This window comes from Xanthomonas sp. NCPPB 1132, assembly GCF_056629235.1.
In genome coordinates, this window is the sequence record NZ_CM152819.1 from 712958 (window position 1) to 729562 (window position 16605).

General features: G+C 70.5%; 13 protein-coding genes. 4 read left to right on the plus strand and 9 right to left on the minus strand.

What is annotated here, in order from left to right:
- Window positions 1-4: 4 nt before the first annotated feature.
- From AC1G9L_RS03185 to AC1G9L_RS03210, 6 genes are all read right to left on the minus strand, one after another.
- Entirely contained in the window at window positions 5-1246 is a 1242-nt protein-coding gene (locus AC1G9L_RS03185) for an FtsX-like permease family protein (protein ID WP_019800054.1), read from the minus strand.
- Window positions 1243-2553, minus strand: coding sequence for an ABC transporter permease (locus tag AC1G9L_RS03190; RefSeq protein WP_019800055.1), 1311 nt, complete (start codon window positions 2551-2553; stop codon window positions 1243-1245). Before AC1G9L_RS03190 ends, AC1G9L_RS03185 begins: the two co-directional genes overlap by 4 nt.
- Before the next feature lie 12 nt (window positions 2554-2565).
- Window positions 2566-3780: an ABC transporter permease gene (locus AC1G9L_RS03195; protein WP_481070257.1), complete on the minus strand. Its 1215-nt coding sequence runs from the start codon at window positions 3778-3780 to the stop codon at window positions 2566-2568.
- 15 nt (window positions 3781-3795) lie between these two features.
- Window positions 3796-5118: an ABC transporter permease gene (locus tag AC1G9L_RS03200; protein WP_019800632.1), complete on the minus strand. Its 1323-nt coding sequence runs from the start codon at window positions 5116-5118 to the stop codon at window positions 3796-3798.
- Window positions 5119-5146: 28 nt separating this feature from the next.
- Window positions 5147-5863, minus strand: a complete 717-nt coding sequence (locus AC1G9L_RS03205) for an ABC transporter ATP-binding protein (RefSeq protein ID WP_019800633.1) — start codon at window positions 5861-5863, stop codon at window positions 5147-5149.
- A gap of 128 nt (window positions 5864-5991) precedes the next feature.
- Window positions 5992-7260: an efflux RND transporter periplasmic adaptor subunit gene (locus AC1G9L_RS03210; protein ID WP_019800634.1), complete on the minus strand. Its 1269-nt coding sequence runs from the start codon at window positions 7258-7260 to the stop codon at window positions 5992-5994.
- Window positions 7261-7566: 306 nt separating this feature from the next.
- On the opposite strand from AC1G9L_RS03210, the gene glmS reads away from it, so the two are divergent.
- The gene (gene glmS, locus AC1G9L_RS03215; RefSeq protein ID WP_019800635.1) at window positions 7567-9399 is read left to right on the plus strand and encodes a glutamine--fructose-6-phosphate transaminase (isomerizing); all 1833 of its coding nucleotides are present in this window, start codon (window positions 7567-7569) and stop codon (window positions 9397-9399) included.
- A gap of 93 nt (window positions 9400-9492) precedes the next feature.
- Here glmS and AC1G9L_RS03220 read toward each other — a convergent pair whose 3' ends face one another.
- A complete protein-coding gene (locus tag AC1G9L_RS03220; RefSeq protein WP_019800636.1) occupies window positions 9493-10623 on the minus strand; it encodes an FAD-dependent monooxygenase in 1131 nt (376 codons plus the stop codon).
- A gap of 105 nt (window positions 10624-10728) precedes the next feature.
- On the opposite strand from AC1G9L_RS03220, the gene AC1G9L_RS03225 reads away from it, so the two are divergent.
- From AC1G9L_RS03225 to AC1G9L_RS03235, 3 genes are all read left to right on the plus strand, one after another.
- The gene (locus AC1G9L_RS03225) at window positions 10729-11445 is read left to right on the plus strand and encodes a TetR/AcrR family transcriptional regulator (protein ID WP_481070258.1); all 717 of its coding nucleotides are present in this window, start codon (window positions 10729-10731) and stop codon (window positions 11443-11445) included.
- A gap of 173 nt (window positions 11446-11618) precedes the next feature.
- Window positions 11619-12092 carry a hypothetical protein gene (locus tag AC1G9L_RS03230; RefSeq protein WP_010343809.1) on the plus strand — a complete coding sequence of 158 codons (474 nt, stop codon included), beginning with the start codon at window positions 11619-11621 and terminating at the stop codon, window positions 12090-12092.
- A gap of 351 nt (window positions 12093-12443) precedes the next feature.
- The gene (locus AC1G9L_RS03235; protein ID WP_481070259.1) at window positions 12444-13367 is read left to right on the plus strand and encodes an IS110 family transposase; all 924 of its coding nucleotides are present in this window, start codon (window positions 12444-12446) and stop codon (window positions 13365-13367) included.
- Between the two features lie 139 nt (window positions 13368-13506).
- Here the strand turns inward: AC1G9L_RS03235 and AC1G9L_RS03240 are convergent, their stop codons facing one another.
- Together AC1G9L_RS03240 and AC1G9L_RS03245 are read right to left on the minus strand one after the other, a co-directional pair.
- On the minus strand, window positions 13507-14718 hold the full coding sequence (locus AC1G9L_RS03240; RefSeq protein WP_481070260.1) for a copper resistance protein B: 1212 nt from the start codon (window positions 14716-14718) through the stop codon (window positions 13507-13509).
- The gene (locus AC1G9L_RS03245) at window positions 14715-16532 is read right to left on the minus strand and encodes a copper resistance system multicopper oxidase (RefSeq protein ID WP_481070261.1); all 1818 of its coding nucleotides are present in this window, start codon (window positions 16530-16532) and stop codon (window positions 14715-14717) included. The genes AC1G9L_RS03240 and AC1G9L_RS03245 overlap by 4 nt, the downstream gene beginning before the upstream one ends.
- Between the last annotated feature and the right edge of the window lie 73 nt (window positions 16533-16605).

Genomic DNA, 16605 nt, shown 5'->3' on the forward strand with positions numbered 1-16605 from the left:
GGGGTCAGGCGCTGCGGGTGGCGGTGGCGGGTGGGACGGCGGCGGCGCGCAGGGCCGGGCCGAGGACGGCGAGCTGGCCGAGCAGCCACACCGCGACGATGCCGGTGAGCACGGTCGGCGAAGACAGCCGCTCCAGTTCGAAGCGCTGCATCAGCCACTGGTTCATGACGTAAGCGAGCACCGCGCCGAGCAGCGCGCCGGCGCCGACGATCAGCAGATTCTCGGTCTGGAAGTAGCGCAGGATGTCGCCGCGGGTGGCGCCGAGCGCGCGGCGGATGCCGATCTGCCGGGTGCGTTGCTGCACCCAGAAACTGGCCAGCCCGCCGATGCCCAGCGCGGTGACCGTGAGCAGGATCAGGATGATCGCCAGCAGCATCCGCGCCACCGCGCTGTCGCTCTTGAAGTACTCGCTCCGCAGTTCCTGCATGGTGCTCACGCGCTGCTGCACGTAGGTCGGGTTGGCGCGCTGCATCGCCGCGGCCGCGCGCGGCAGCGCCTGCGCCAGTTGTCCTGGCTTGCTGCGGATCACGTAGCCGCCGCCCCAGCCTTCGCTGCCGATGCGGATCTCGGTCAGCAGCGCATCGGCGTCGTCGTCGTGCCCGGTGATCTCGCCGCGCACCGGCGCCATCACCCCGACGATGTCCAGGCGCACCGGCTGGTTGAAGGTGCTGGTGTAGAGCGTGCGCCCCAGCGGCGATGCGCCGGGGAACAGTTTGGCGGCCAGCGAGGGCGTGATCAGCGCCGGCAGGCGCCGCTCGATCTCCGGCGGCGCGCCGAACAGGTCCGAGGCGCCGGTCAGCTCCGCATCGCGCAGGTCGCGGCCGGCGACGATGCGGATGCCCAGCGTGCGGTTCAGGCCCTGGCTGCCGAGGAACAGACGGGCACGGGCGACCGGCTGCGTGGCCTGCGGCTGCAGGAACAGTTGCGCCTGCGTCGGACCCCACAGCGGCGGCGTGCCGAACGCCGCCGCTTCCACACCGGGCACCGCCTGCAGCAGGTCCAGGCTGCGGCCGACGCTGCTGATGCTGCCCGGCTCGCCGACCACGCTGATGCTCTGGATCAGGCCGATATCCTGTTCCATCACCCCGGTCGGGGTCTGCACGCGCTGGTAGGTGCGGGCGATGATGAACACCAGGTTGCACAGCACCGCCAGGGTCAGGGCGATCTGCAGCGCCATCAGCACCACCGCGGCGCGATGGCTGCCCAGGGCGGACAGGATGGGACGCACGGGAGGGAACGAGGTCATAGCGATTTCACCTGCAGGGCGGGGGCGATGCGCGAGGCGCGCCAGGCCGGCCACAGGCCGGCGGCCAGCGCCGACAGCGTGGCCACGGCCAGGGCGATGCCCAGGATCGCGGGATCGGCATGTGCCTGCTGCGCGTAGGCCACCGGTTGCTGGCGCACCAGCCACAGGCCGATCCAGGTCAGCGGGATGCCGAGCAGGCCGCCCAGGCAGCCGATCAGTGCCGATTCGGCCAGGCATTGCGCGAACACCGCGCGGCGGCTGGCGCCGAGTGCGCGGCGCACGCCGATCTCGCCGGCCTTGCGCATGAACTTGGCGACCAGCAGGCCGACCGCATTGAGCAGGCACACCAGCAGCACGCCGAAGGCGATCCAGGTCTGCATGCGCACCGTGGCCGGCACCACCCGCTTGTAGTCCAGCCAGTCGACCAGGCTGCGCAGGCGGGTGTTGGGGGCGCGTTCGAAGCGGCCGAGCTGGCGCTGCTGCGCGCTGTAGGCATCCAGCGCCGCGCGGTAGCGCCGCTCCTGCTCGGGCGTGTCCAGCCGCACCCAGTACTGCACCCAGGTGCATTGCGCGGCCTTGGGGTCGTGCAGGCCGGCTTCGCCATCCTTGCCCCAGCACTGCATCGGCCCGTAGCCGTAGTCCTGCGGCAGGTCCAGCCAGGTCTCGAACGGCATGTACAGTTCCTCCGGCGGCGTGTACGCGCCGGAGTTGAGATCGTAGAAGCGCGGCTGCGCGTTCCAGGCGTCGATCACCCCGATCACCCGGAACGGGCGGGTGGCGATGGTCAGGGTCTTGCCGACGCTGTCCGCGCCACCGAACAGCGCGTCGTTGAGCTTGCGGCTCAGCACCACCACCGGCGCGCGCTGGCTGTCGTCGCGCCGGCTCCAGCCGCTGCCGTAGAGGAAGCGCATGCCGAACATGCCGAACAGGTCGGCCGTGGCGGCGCGCGTGGTGAGCATGCGCAGGGGGCTGTCGGGCACGGTCTGGCGCACCGGCAGCCAGTTCGCGCTGGTCATGGTCTGCGCCGGCGCCGCCTGCGCCCGATACAGCGCGGTCGCATCCTGCCAGGTCAGTTCGTCCGGCGGCTCGGGGTCGGCGCTGGGCAGGTTGCGCGGACGCGGATCCAGTTGCGGATGGAACAGCGTGGCGCTGCGCCCGGGCAGCGGGTCGCCGGAGAGCGTATGCAGCACGGTCAGCATGGTCATCGACGCCCCGATGCCCAGCGCCACGGCCAGCACCATCAGCGCGGTGAGGATGCGGTTGCGGCCGAAGCTGCGCAGCGCCAGGCGGAGGTAGTAGGCGAACATGCGGGCTCCGGGTCAGGCGCTGCGGGTGGCGGTGGCGGGGGCGACGGCGGCGGCGCGCAGGGCCGGACCGAGCACGGCGAGCTGGCCCAGCGCGCACAGCAGCAGCGCGCCGACCGGCAGGTAGCTGGCCGGCAGCCGTTCCAGTTCGAACACCTGCATCAGCAGCACGTTGCCGCCGTAGGCCAGCAGCATGCCCAGCGCCACGCCGGCGCCGACCAGCAGCAGGTTCTCGGTCTGGAAGTAGCGCAGGATGTCGCGGCGGGTCGCGCCGAGCGCGCGGCGGATGCCGATCTGCTTGGTGCGCTGCTGCACCCAGAAGCTGGCCAGGCCGACGATGCCCAGCGCGGTCACCAGCAGCATCGCGACGATGATCGCGACCAGCAGCCCGGTCATCGCGCGGTCGCTCTGGAAATAGGTCTGGCGCAGCGCGTCCAGCGGTTGGCTGTTGGCGTTGTCCAGCACCGCCTCGGGCACCGCCCGCGCCACCGCTGCGCGCGCCTGCGCAAACACCCGCGGCAGGTCGCGCGGATCGGCGCGCAGCACGTAGGTGCCGGACTGCTCCGCCTCGCGCACCGGGATCACCACCGACCAGTCGCTGCCGATCACGCCATCCTCGCTGCGGCCGGGGTCGGGACGCGCCAGGTGCGCCAGCGTGCCGATCACGCGGAAATGGCCGCCGGCCCAGAATTCCTTGCCCAGCGGATCCTGGCCCGGCCACAGGTGCGCGGCCAGCGCCCGCGTGATCCACACGCCGGCCGCGGTCGGGACGCCGTTGACGAGCGGCTGGTAGTCCGCGTCGGCGAACGCGCGGCCGCTGTCCGGCTTCAGCGCCAGCGCGGCGACGGCGCCGGGGCTGAGCATGTAGAAGTGCGGCACGCCGCCGACCTGGGTGCAGTCCTGGTCCAGGCACAGCCCGTTGTTGAACACCGGCGGCGCGAACGGCACGGTGTTGATGGCGCCGGCCGCGCGCACGCCGGGCGTGCGCCGCACCGCATCCAGCGCGCGCGCGTTGACATCGGCAGCGTTGCAGCCGTCGCAGCCGGACAGCGACACCAGGCCCAGCGCGGATTCGTCGATGCCGCTGCGCAGATGCACCAGGTCCAGGCGGTTGCCGATCAGGAAGAAGGCGTTGCACAACACCGCACAGGCCAGCGCCACTTCCAGCGCGATCAGCGTCGCGGCGATGCGGTGGCGGGACAGTGCGCTGAGGATGGGCGTGATCTGCATGGTCGCGGGCCCCGGTTACAGACTCTTGAGTTGCATGGCTGGCGCGATACGGCTGGCGCGTAGGGCGGGGAACAGGCCAGCCGCGAGGCTGCAGGCGATCGCCAGGGCGAAGGTGCCGGCGAACGTGGTCAGGTCCAGGTGCGCCAGGTCGGCGTAGGCGGTGGGCTGCTGGCGCACGCTCCACAGGCCGATCAGGGTCAGCAGCCAACCGCCGATGCCGCCGACCAGGCCGATCACGCTGGCCTCGGTCAGGCACTGCGCGAAGATCGCGCGACGCGAGGCGCCCAGCGCGCGGCGCACGCCGATCTCGCCGCCGCGGCGCAGGAACTTGGCCAGCAGCAGGCCGACGCTGTTGAACAGGCACAGGCCCAGGAACGCCAGCGCCAGCCAGCTCTGCAGGCGCACGTCGCCGGGCACCACGCGGTTGTGGTCCAGCCATTGCGGCAGCGACAGCAGGCGCGCGGTATCGGCGCGGCCGATGCGGCCGGCGGCATGCTGCTGCGCCGCGTAGTCGGCCAGCAGCCGGCGGTAGTCGGCGACCTTGGTCGGCGTATCCAGTTGCACCCACAACTGCAGCCACACGCACGGCGCGCTGCGCAGGTCCATGTTGGCGTCCGGCTTGCCGAAGCAGGTCCACGGCTGGATATGGCCGTCGTTGACCTCCAGGCTGCTGGACAGCGGCATGAACACGTCCTGCGGCCGTCCGTAGAAACTGCCGGTATCGCCATGGGCGAAGCTGCCGCCGGCCAAGGTGTAGAACAACGGCGACGGCCGCCACGGCGCCAGCACGCCGACGATGCGCACCGCGGTGCCGCGCACCAGCAGCGTGCGGCCGACGCTGTTGCGTCCGCCGAACAGCTTGGCGTTGAGGTCGGACGAGATCACCGCCACCCGCGCCCGGTCCTCGTCCTCGCGCGCGCGCCAGCCGCTGCCGTAGGCGAACGGCACCTGGAACATCGGGAAGAAATCGGCCTGGGTCATCAGCAACTGGGTCATGAAGGGCGGTGCGGCGCTGTCCGGCGCACGCAGCTTGATCTCGCTCTCGGCGACCATGGCCTGGCGATCGGCGCGCCCGCGCTTCCACAGGTCCATGGCCGAGGGGTAGTCGAGCTTGTCGTACGGCTTCTGGTTGGCGCCGTTGCTGGGACGCGGATCCAGTTGCGCGAAGAAGATCTGCTGGCTGCGTCCTGGCAAGGGGTCGCCGGACAGCAACCGCATCACCGTCAGCGTGGTCATCGCCGCGCCGATGCCCACGGCGATGGACAGCACCATCAGCGCGGTGAGCACCGGGCTGCGGCGCAGGCTGCGCCACGCTTGCTGGACGTAGTAGCCGAGCATGCCGGTCTCCGCGTCGTCGCCGTGCCGGTCAGCGCGTGGCCGCGGCGTCGCTGCCGCCGTGCACCAGCACCGGGTCGCGCTGCAGGTCGGTGGCCTGGCCGTCGACGATGTGCACGTTGCGCTGCGCGCGCGCGGCCAGTTCCGGGTCGTGGGTGACCATGACGATGGTCGAGCCCTGCGCGTTGATCTCTTCCAGCAGTTCCATCACCCCGCGCGCCATCTGCGAGTCGAGGTTGCCGGTCGGTTCGTCGGCCAGCAGCAGGCGCGGGCTGCCGGCCAGGGCGCGGGCGATCGCCGCGCGCTGCTGCTGGCCGCCCGACAGTTCGGACGGATAGTGCTTCATGCGCGAGCCCAGCCCGACCCGGCTCAGTGCCTCCTCGATGCGCTGCTTGCGCTCGGCTGCGCCCATGCCGCGGTAGCGCAGCGGCACGTCGACGTTGTCGAACAGGTTGAGATCGGGGATCAGGTTGAAGCCCTGGAAGATGAAGCCGATCTTCTGGTTGCGCATGCGCGAGCGCGCATCGTCGTTGAGGTTGCTGACGTCCTGGCCGTCGAGCAGGTACTGGCCGCTGGTGAAGGTCTCCAGCAGGCCGGCGATGTTGAGGAAGGTGGTCTTGCCCGAACCCGACGGCCCGGTGACGGCGACGAACTCGCCCTCGCGGACATGCAGGTCCAGCGAGCGCAACGCATGCGTCTCGACCTGTTCGGTGCGGAAGACCTTGGAGACGGCGCGCATTTCGAGCATGGCATGAGTTCCTGTGGTGGTGGAGCGGGGATTGGGGATTGGAGATGTCGGGATTCGGAATCAGTGGCCAGGAAAGGAAAACGAGAGAGGCTTGCGAATCCCCAATCCCGATTCCCCAATCCCGGCTTCTAATGCACCGTGACCTGCGGTGCGTCGCCGAACAGATCGCTGCCGGAGACGACCACCCGGTCGCCCGGCTGCAGGCCCGAGCGCACTTCGACCTCGCCCAGGCTGGTGACGCCCAGTTCGACCGGGCGACGCACCGCCGAGTCGCCGTCCATGACGTAGGCATAGCGGCCGCCGGACTGTTCGACGAACGGGCCGCGCTCGAGCTTGAGCACGTTCTTGCGGGTATCCAGCAGCACCCGCGCACTCATGCGCTGGCTCTGGCGCAGGCCCGGCGGCTGCTTGTCGGTGAAGCGGATGCGCGCGTTGACCTCGCCGTTGACCACTTCCGGCGACACCGCCGAAATCGCCCCGGCGAACGGCTCGCCGGCACCGCTGGTCAATTGCGCCGGCATGCCGATCGCCAGGTCGCGGGCGAAGCTCTCCGGCACCTTGATCTCCAGTTCGAACTTGGACAGATCGACCACGCTCAGCACCGGCGCGTTGGCGGCGACGTTGGTGTGCTGCGACACCTGCACCTGGCCGACCTGACCGTCGAACGGCGAGCGCAGGGTCAACAGGTCGACCTGGCGCTGCACCTCGGCCACCACCGCGCGCTGGCGCTCGGCGAGCAGGCGCTTGTTGCGCGCGTCCAGCGCCGCGCCCTGCGCCTGCAGGCCGGAATCCTTCTGCGCATGGCTCATCGCGATGTCGGCCTTCTTCAGCGTGTCCTGGGCCTTGGCCAGTTCCACCTGCGGCACCGCGCCGCCTGCGTAGCCGCGCTGGTAGCGCTCCAGGTCGCGGCTGGCGGCCTGCCGCTCGATCTGCGCCTGGTCGATCAGCTTGCTGGCGTTGGCGCGGGCCAGGCTCGCGTCCAGGTCGGCGCGGCCGGCCTCTGCTTCCAGGCCGGCCAGGGTGGCCTCTTCCTGCGCCAGCTTGCTGCGCAGTTCCGGGCTGTCGATCTCGGCCAGCTCCTGGCCCTGCTTGACCACGTCGCCGGCGACCACCTTCAGGGTCACCGTGCCGCCGGAGATGGCGTACAGGGTGGGGCTGTTGGCGGCGATCAAGCGGCCGTCGGCGGAGATGTCGCGGACCAGGTCGCCGCGGGTCACCGTGGCGATGCGCACGCGCTGCGCATCGAACGAGCGGCTGCCGGCGATCCAGCCGCGCGCGGCGAAGGCGATGCCCAGCAGCACCAGCGCGGCGATCGCCCCGGGCCACAGCCAGCGGCGCCAGGCGGCGGAGCGGGGGCGGGCGAGAACCTGGTCCTGGGCGGAGGTGTCACGGATCATCGGACGATCGCAGCGGTGAGGATGGGGACTCCATCGCACGATGCGTGCCAACTGCAAGCCATTGAATTGTATGGGTGTGGCCGGCGCGGACAGGTGTCCGGGTGTCCGCGGACACGTTCGCGGACACCGTCCGCGCGGCTTGACCTGACGGTCAGTCAGGCGCTGCGCCACGCAACGCCGGCAGCCTGCCATACCCAACGCGGCATACTCGGGAATGGCTGACTCGCTCTGTGTCTGGTAGCGGACAGCGGCGAGACATTCAGCGGACTTGGCTAGAATGGCGGACTTTTCGGGAAGGGCGCGGCTATGTGCGGTATCGTCGGTGCGATCGCGGATCGCGATGTGGTTCCGGTCCTGATCGAAGGCCTGAAACGCCTGGAATACCGCGGCTACGACTCGGCCGGCATCGCCGCCATCGCCGACGGACAGGTGCGCCGCGTGCGCCGCACCGGCCGCGTGGCCGAGACCGAAAGCGCCGCGCAGGCCGAGGGACTACACGCGCCGCTGGGCATCGGCCACACCCGCTGGGCCACGCACGGCGGCGTCACCGAGGCCAATGCGCACCCGCACGTCAGCCACGGCGACCTGGCCCTGGTCCACAACGGCATCATCGAGAACCACGAACAGCAGCGCGAGCGCCTGACCGCGCTCGGCTACGTGTTCGAATCGCAGACCGATACCGAGGTCATCGCCCACCTGATCCACCACTACATCGCCCAGGGCCGCGACCTGCTCGGCGCGCTGCAGGCGGCGGTGAAGGAACTGACCGGCGCCTATGCCGTGGCCGCGGTCAGCAAGTCGCGCCCGGACCTGCTGGTGTGCGCGCGCATGGGCTGCCCGCTGCTGATCGGCCTGGGCGAGGGCGAGAACTTCATCGCCTCCGACGTCTCGGCGGTGATCCAGGCCACGCGCCGGGTGATCTTCCTGGAAGAAGGCGATACCGCCGAACTGCGCCGCGACGGCGTGCAGGTGTACGACGCGCAGGACCAGCCGGTGCAGCGCGAGCCGCACGTCTCCGACGTGTCGCTGGCTTCGCTGGAACTGGGGACATACCGCCACTTCATGCAGAAGGAGATCCACGAGCAGCCGCGCGCGCTGGCCGACACCCTGGAGGCGCTGTTCGACGCCGGCGGCTTCGACACCGCGCTGTTCGGCAGCAAGGCCGAGGCGCTGCTGGCCGACGTGGACGCCGTGCAGATCCTGGCCTGCGGCACCAGCTACTACGCCGGCCTGACCGCGCGCTACTGGATCGAAGGCATCGCCGGGCTGCCGTGCAGCGTGGAGATCGCCAGCGAGTACCGCTACCGCGATGCCTGCGCCAACCCGCGGCAGTTGATCGTGACCATCTCCCAGTCCGGCGAAACCCTGGACACGATGGAGGCGCTCAAGTACGCCAAGTCACTGGGCCATGCCAAGACCCTGTCGATCTGCAACGTGCCCGAGAGCGCGATCCCGCGCGCCAGCGCGATGGTGCTCTACACCCGCGCCGGCGCCGAGGTCGGCGTGGCCTCGACCAAGGCCTTCACCACCCAGCTGGCGGCGCTGTTCCAGCTCACCTGCGTGCTGGCCAAGCGCCGCGGGCGGCTGAGCGCCGAGCAGGAGGCCGAGTACCTGGAGCAACTGCGCTACCTGCCCGGCAGCGTGCAGCACGTGCTCAACCTGGAACCGCAGATCGCGGTGTGGGCCGAGCGCTTCGCCGACAAGCACAATGCGCTGTTCCTGGGCCGTGGCCTGCACTACCCGATTGCCCTGGAGGGCGCGCTCAAGCTCAAGGAAATCACCTACATCCACGCCGAGGGCTACCCGGCCGGCGAACTCAAGCACGGCCCGCTGGCGCTGGTCGACGCCAACATGCCGGTGGTGGTGATCGCGCCCAACGACACCCTGCTGGAGAAGGTGAAGTCGAACATGCAGGAAGTGCGCGCGCGCGGCGGCGAGCTGTTCGTGTTCGCCGACCAGGACAGCAACTTCAACGAATCCGAAGGCGTGCACGTGATCCGCACGCCGCGCCACGCCGGCGTGCTCAGCCCGGTGCTGCACACCGTGCCGGTGCAGTTGCTCGCCTACCACACCGCACTGGCGCGCGGCACCGACGTGGACAAGCCGCGCAACCTGGCCAAGTCGGTGACGGTGGAGTAAGCGCGCTCAGTCGCGTTCGGCATGCCGGCAATGCGCAGGGAAAGCGCCGTGGCGGCGATTCCGCCGCGGCGCCGCGCGGGCTGCCGCTGAGCGCTAGGCGGCGATGCCGTTGAAGAAATCGACCAGGCTCTGCGGCGCGGTGTCGTCGAAGAACAGGGCGAGGTTGCGCTGCGATTCGTGGGCGAACGGCGCGCTGCGCGCGAACAGCGCGGCTTCATACATGGCCAGCGCGGCGTCGATCGCGCCTGGATGCGCGGCGATGGCCTTGCCCAGCTCGGCCCCATCGTAGAGCGCGAGATTGGCGCCTTCGCCGGCGAACGGCGACATCAGGTGCGCCGCATCGCCGAGCAGGGTGACGCCGGGGACGCGCTCCCAGCGATGCTCGACCGGCAAGGCATGGATCGGACGCAGCACCGGTGGGGTGTCGCTGGCGGTGATCAACGCGGTCAGCGCCGGCGCCCAGCCGGCGAACTCCGCGGCGATGCGCGCCATCGCGCTCGCCGGCACGGCAGCGTCGATGCCGTCGAACCACGCCTCCGGCCTGACCAGCGCCACATAGGCCTGCAACATGCCGTCGGCATGGCGGTGCACGAGCACGCCCTTGCCCGGTGCGACCGCCATCAGCGTGCCGCCGCCGACCAGGTGCGCGCTGGCCGGATACCGGGTGTCGGCGTGCAGCAGGCAGGTCTCGACGAAGGTGGTGCCGCTGTAGGCGGGCACCGCAGCGGACAGCAAGGGCCGCACCTTCGACCAGGCGCCGTCCGCACCGACCAGCAGGTCGGTGGTGACCGTGGCGCCATTGCCGAAGTGCAGCCGATGCCGCCCCTCGCCGAGCGGCGACACCCCGGCGAGCTTGTGGCTCCAGCGCACCGCGCCGGCGGGAAGCGCATCGAGCAGCAGGCGACGCAACTGCCCGCGATCCACCTCCGGCCGACTGCCGGCGGCGATGTCCGGTCGCTCCACCAGCAGCGTCCCGTGCGCGTCGACCACGCGTTTCGCATCCGCGCCGGGCAACACCAGCGCGCGGAACTGCGCGTAGAGCCCGGCGTCCTTGAGCGCCAGTTGTCCGTTGTATTCGTGGATGTCGAGCAGGCCGCCCTGCGGGCGCGCCTCGGCCGATGCCTCGGCTTCGTAGAGCGTTGCGGCGATGCCGTGTAGGTGCAGCACGCGGGCGAGCGCGAGCCCGCCCAGTCCGGCGCCGATGATCGCGATGGGAGTGTGCATCCGGGACCTCGAGGGAGCAGTGCGTGCAGCGATGCGCGCTGTACGCGGTGATGGAACGTCGTTCCATCATCTTGGAATGACGTTCCATCCGTGTCAAGATCGGCCATGGCCAAGCCACGCCCCAGCCCGTCCCGACGCGATGCCGCGTTGTCGCGCGAGCAGATCGTCGACGCGGCGATCGCCCTGCTCGATCGCGACGGCGACGCCGGCCTGACCTTCCGCGCGCTGTCCGAACGGCTCGCCACCGGACCGGGCGCCCTGTACGGCCATATCGCCGACAAGCGCGATCTGCTGACCGCGGCCTGCGATGCCGTCATCGCGCGCAGCCTGCCGCCGCCACCGGCAGCCGCCACGCCGCAGGCCGCCATCCGCGCGCTGGCCCTGGCCATGTTCGACGCGATCGATGCGCATCCCTGGATCGGGTCGGCGCTGTGGCAGGCGCCGGGACAGTTGCCGATCGTGCGCATCATCGAAGGCCTGGGCCAGCCGTTGCGCGCGCTTGGTGTGGCCGACACCGCGCAGTGGGCGGCGGTGTCCGCGTTGCTCAACTACATGCTCGGCGTGAGCGGGCAGAACGCGGCCAACACGCAGTTGGCGCTGACCCAGGGGCTTGTCCGCAGCGAGGCCCTGGACGCGATGGCGGGCATGTGGTCGCGGCTCGATCCGGACGCCTATCCGTTCGTGCGCAGCATGGCTACCGCGCTGCGCACGCACGACGACCGTCTGGATTTCGTCGCCGGGATCGACCTGATCCTCGCCGGCATTCTGGCGCAGGGCGCTGCGCCGGCGACCGGCGACGTCCGCAAGCGCCGCAGGTCCTGAACGATCCGGGCATCGAGCGCTGCGCGAGGTGCCACATGGCGCGCAGCTGCGAGCGCCGCATGACGCCGCTGATCACGCCGCGAACGCTGGCACTTGTGCGTGGACATTGCCAGCAGTGTGGCGCGGGTTATGCATAAGCTTCCTGCGAGGGTTCCCACCACGCAGGAGGACGCATGTACGAGTCTTTCAGACAGGGGGCGCCGGCCGAGCTGTGGCAGGCGCTGGTGCACGAGGCCGGGCAGCGCCTGGGCCGGCCGCTGGACGAATCGCGCGAGCACTATCTGGTGTTCGTGCTGCTGCGCTACCAGCGCGACGCGCAGTTGCTGGCGCGCATCCAGGCGCTGGCGTGGCTGCATGCGCAGGAGCAGGTGGGGCGTGCACGTGCCGACGCCTTGCGTGAGGTCGGCGACGGCTGCCTGCTGATCGCCGGGCTGTTCCCCGGCGTGGCGGCACGGCGTCGGGTCAGCGTGGACTACTTCATCGACCTCGGCCGTGGCGCCTACGCCGAAGTCGCCGAAACCCGCGACAGCGACGCCAGCCTGTTCGGGCAACTCGCGCGCAGCTATCGCGAGCTGGTCCGCACGCTGGGCGCGCTGCGTCCGCCACGGCACGACGTGGAGGCATTGCAGGCGGCGCTGCACGCATGAACGGCGAAGAGGCGCGTCCAGCGTTCGTCGCCGTCGGTGCCTGATGCGCTGTGCCGCGGCCCGGTTCCGCATCTCGTAGGAGCGGCTTCAGCCGCGACGGGCAGTCCCGGGAATGCCCGTCGCGGCTGAAGCCGCTTGTGTCAAATAAGGGTCTATCGTTGCAGGTGAGAGCGGAGTGCGGCAGGCCGTTTAGCCGCAGTGCCAGCAAGCACGAGTAGGAGTCAGCGCCGCCGCACTCCGGTTCTCCTGCCTGACAAGCCCGAACAGTTGCCCGAGTGACGAGCTCGAACTCCACAAGCATGGGCATCGGCAGGAGCGCTCTCGTCCCTGAGTCTACTGCGGAGAACGTCTATGCGGCGCCATGTCGGGATCGATGTATCCAAGGCCGAACTGGTCATTCATGTCCTGCCGGACGAGCAGGCCTGGACCCAACCCAATACGCCACAGGGGCAGCGTGCGCTGGCCCAACGCCTTGCCGAGCTGGGCTGCGAGCGGATCGTGCTGGAAGCCAGTGGCGGCTACGAACATGCCGTGCTGCAGGTGCTCCGAGAGGCAAACCTGCCGGCAGTGCGGATGGCCGCCGATCGTCCGCGCAAGCTTGCCCAGGCCTTGGGCCTGCATGCCAAGACCGATGCCCTGGACGCGCGCCTGCTGGCCATCGCCGCCCAGCACATCCCGACCATGCCCACGCCCGTGGCGCCCGAGCACCAGCAGTCTCTTCGCGAACTGCTGGACCTGCGTGCCACCCTGGTGAGCCAGCGTGATGCCCATCGGCGGCGCCTGGAGCACATCACCAGCGCCAAGGTGCAACACCGCTGCCGAGAGGTGATCGCCCTGCTGAACCAGCAGATCCAGACGTTGACGCAGGAGATCGAGCAGCAGGGCAAGACCTGCTCGAGCCTACCCAAGGTGCCTGGGCTCGGCACGATCCTGCGCGCGGTTCTGGCCGCGCGGCTGCCAGAGCTGGGCACGCTGCCGCCACGCAAGCTCGCTGCCCTGGTCGGGCTGGCCCCGTTCAATCACGACAGCGGCTGCTGGAAAGGCCAGCGCCGCATCAAAGGCGGACGTGCCGACGTGCGGCGCGTGCTGTACATGGCCACCTGGGCCAGCATCCGCGCCAAATCCCCCTTGGCCAACACCTACGCACGTCTGCGCGCAGCGGGCAAGCCGGCCAAGGTCGCCATCGTCGCCTGCATGCACAAGTTCCTGCGCTGGCTCAATGCCATCGCGCGCGATCAGGCCCCGTACGCTCCTCCTGTCATCGCAGGTGCATGACAGTTGACTCCTACGGACGCACGGCCGTTTGCGTGAACTTGGCGCGAGACGCGCATCGCTCTGGCGGCGACGTCGCGTTTCGCTGCGGGGGCGCGTCCTTGCCGCCGGAGCGCGCACCCGTAGCTCAACAGCAGAACCGTCAGAACCAGAACCGCAGGCCGGCGACCCAGCGCGTCTCGCGTACCGCTTCGCCGTCGGCGCGGCGCAGCTCGGCGGTGTCGCCGAAGTGGCGGACGTGGTCCACGCCGACATATGGCGCGAACCGCCGCGTGATCTCGTAACGCAGGCGCAGTCCGCCCTCCACGGTGGCCAGGCCGCTGCCGGTGCGGTGCGCCGGATCGTCGCGCGCGGCCAGTTCCGCCTCCAGCCGTGGCTGCAGGATCAGTCGGTTGGTCAGCAGCACGTCGTATTCGCCTTCCAGGTGCAGGCTGGCATGGCCGCCTGCGCCGACATACAGCATCGCCGAGACCTCGAACTTGTACGGCGCCATGCCCTGCACGCCGAACGCGGTCGAGGTCCGCGCGCTGCCCGGCGCGAACGCCTGCCTGCCGCCGATCAGCACGTCCCACCACGGCGAGATCGCGCGCCCGTAGGCCAGTTCCAGCGAGGACGCCGTGGTGCGGCCGCCCTCGCGTTCGCCGTCGCTGCGCAGCCACAGCCGGTCGATGTCGCCGCCGTACCAGCCGCGCGCTTCCCAGGCCTGGCCGCTGCCGCGGGCGTTGTCCCAGCCCTCCAGGCGATCGACCAGCAGGTAGCCGGTGCGCGCCGCGCCGTGCGCCATGCCGTGGTCGCGCAGCACCGGGAACGCCGCCGCCAGGTCGGCGGCGGTGATCGGCGGGATCGGCTCGCGCGGCAGCGACGTGTCGGCGCTCGCGGGACAGTGGCACGCTGTCGCTGTCGCTGTCGCTGTCGCTGTCGGTTCGGGCGCCGACGGCGTCGCATGGTCCATGCGGTCGTGATGCATGCCGTCGTGTGCGGAGTGCGCATGCTCGACCTGCGACGCCGGCGCCGCCGCGTGGTCCATCGTGGCGTGCTCCATATGCTCGTGCGACATGGCGTCGGCGTGCTCTGCCGTGGTCTGCGTGGCAGACGCGCCGTCCATGACTGGCGCGTGCGCGGCATGGCCCATGGCTGCGTGGTCCATGGCGCCCTGCATCGCCGTGCCGGGCTGCGCTGCTGTCGCGTCCGCGATGGGCATGCTGGCAGCGGACGCCGGGCAGGCGCAGGGCGCGGCAGGGCGATCGGCGTCGCTGTCGGCCGCGTGGACATGCTGTGCCTGCGCCACGGCGTGCGCCAACAGCAGCGCCATGCCGGTCGCCTGGGCGAGTGGAGCGAGACGGAAGCGGCTCATGCGTCCACCCGCACTTCGCGCATCATGCCGCCGTCCATGTGGTACAGCAGGTGGCAGTGGTAGGCCCAGCGGCCCAGCGCATCGGCGCGCACGCGGTAGCTGCGGCGCGTGCCCGGCGGCATGTCCACGGTGTGCTTGCGCACCTGGAAGCGGCCGGCGGCGTCCTCGACGTCGCTCCACATGCCGTGCAGGTGGATCGGGTGCTGCATCATCGTGTCGTTGACCAGCACGATGCGCAGGCGCTCGCCGTAGTTCAGCCGCAGCGGCTCGGCGCTGGCGAAGGGAATGCCGTCGAACGACCAGGCGAACTTCTCCATGTTGCCGGTCAGGTGCAACTGGATCTCGCGCCCCGGCTCGCGTCCGTCCGGGTCCTCGAACAGGCTGTGCAGGTCGGCGTAGGTCAGCACGCGGCGGCCGTTGTCGCGCAGGCCGATGCCGGGGTCGTCCAGCCGCGGCGCAGTGGCGGAGGACTGCATGTCCACCAATGGATTGCCGCGTTCGCTGGCTGGATGCGCAGGCGCGGCGGCAGCGCTGGCAGCCGCGTGCGCGGCGTGGTCCATGCCCGGCATGCCGGCCATGTGCATGTTCGCGCCGCAGCCGCCTTCCATGCCCTGCATGCCTGTGCCGGCTCCGTGGTCCATGCCGGCGTGTCCGGCCATCGCATGGCCCATGTCCTGCATGCGCAGCAACGGACGCGGATCGTTCGCCGGCACCGGCGCCTGCAGGCCTTCGCGCACGGCCAGGGTGCCGCGCGCGTGGCCGGTGCGGCCCATGTCCTGGGCGAACACCGTGTAGGCGTCCTGGCCGCTGGGTTCGACCAGCACATCAAAGGTCTCGGCCGCGGCGATGCGGAACTCGTCCACGCTCACCGGATGCACGTATTGGCCGTCGGCGGCGACCACGGTCATCTTCAGCCCGGGGATGCGCACGTCGAAGTAACTCATGCTGGAGGCGTTGATGAAGCGCAGCAGCACCTTCTCGCCGGGGCGGAACAACCCGGTCCAGTTGCCGGCCGGGGTCATGCCGTTGAGCAGGTAGGTGTAGGTGTTGCCGTTGACGTCGGACAGGTCGCTCGGCGTCATGCGCATGCGCCCCCACATGCCGCGGTCGGCGAGGGTGGCGCGCAGCCCGTCCTCGCGCGCGTCGCGCAGGAAATCGCCGACGGTGCGCTGGTACAGGTTGTCGTAGGACGGCATCTTCTTCAGTCGCCGGAACAGCGCCGCCGGATCCAGATCGGTCCAGTCCGACAGCAGCAGCACGTGTTCGCGGTCGTAGCGGTACGGCGGCGGCTCGCGCGGGTCGATGACGATGGCGCCGTACAGCCCGGCCTGCTCCTGGTGCAGCGAATGGCTGTGGTACCAGTAGGTGCCGGACTGGCGCAGGGCGAAGCGGTATTGGTAGGTCTCGCCCGGGTAGATGCCGTCGAAGCTCATGCCCGGCACGCCGTCCATGTTGGCCGGCAGCAGCAGGCCGTGCCAGTGCACCGAGGTCTGGGTGTGGCCGGGCAGGCGGTTGGCCACGCGGATGGTCACGGTGTCGCCTTCGCGCCAGCGCAGCAGCGGCGCCGGCACGCTGCCGTTGACCGCGATGGCGGGGCGCGTGCGCCCGGTGAAGTTGACCTGTGTGCTGCCGATGCTCAGGTCCAGATCGGTGCCGTGCAGCACGTAGGGCGCGGCGCCGTTGCGCGCCAGTGCGCTGGCCTGGGCGTGGCGCAGCGGCAGCCCGGTGAGGCCGGCGGCGGCGCCCAGTGCCAGCCCGGTGACGAAGCGGCGCCGCGACGGCAGCGCCGGCAGGCCGGAAGAAGATGGGTTCATGTGCGATGTCCGTAAGCGGATGCGATGCGCCGCACAGCACCGACGGAGCGCTGCAGGCACGGACGCGGCAGCG